We start from the raw sequence: 585 nt of genomic DNA, 5'->3' as shown, positions 1-585 counted from the left end.
CTGCTGATCTGTATAGTTTGCTTGAGGATTCGCTGTGCATCGTGCGGCGCGCGGTGTGGAGCGAATATGATGACTGGGCTGCGTCAGTCGAACAGCGGCTGATGAATGCCATGAACGAACTAGTTGAGGAAGATGAAGATGAACAAGAAGTATCACCGTGAGGTGCGTCCCATGTTCAAGTCGCTGGAGCAGTATCTAGGTTTGGAACTGGATCGTGTCCGGCACACGGAACTCGAACAGTTCGCGGAAGAGCACAAACAGTTCGTGCGCCTGAACGACAAGAAGGACGAGGCTCTGTTCGGCATCGAATGCCACACGCTCAAGATTCGTGCAGACTACGACGCGCGCATTGACGCCACTGTCTATCAAGGCTTGATCGAAGGCTATGCTCCGTACGAGGTCTTGTTCGATACCGGATACCGGTCCAGCGTGGACGAGGTGCTGACGTACCTCAAACTCGGTGTCGAGAATCTGGGCCTCGGGAATCCCGATCTCGACGAGGAAGATGAAGACGAGGACGAAGTAGATGCATAAACATTGGATTCGCGAGTTTTCGGATAGTCCTAAGCCGGCACCTCTGTACGA

The 585-nt window shown here is 53.7% G+C and carries 1 protein-coding gene; it reads left to right on the top strand.

All coding sequences use genetic code 11. The features are described from left to right. The first annotated feature begins 138 nt into the window (after nucleotides 1-138). A complete protein-coding gene (locus tag AC1RPT_RS07615) occupies nucleotides 139-534 on the top strand; it encodes a hypothetical protein (RefSeq protein ID WP_281106398.1) in 396 nt (131 codons plus the stop codon). Nucleotides 535-585 lie beyond the last annotated feature (51 nt).

This window comes from Dellaglioa sp. CoH-56-MRSF-11 (genome assembly GCF_056782135.1).
This window is presented reverse-complemented; position numbering and strand designations above follow the sequence as displayed.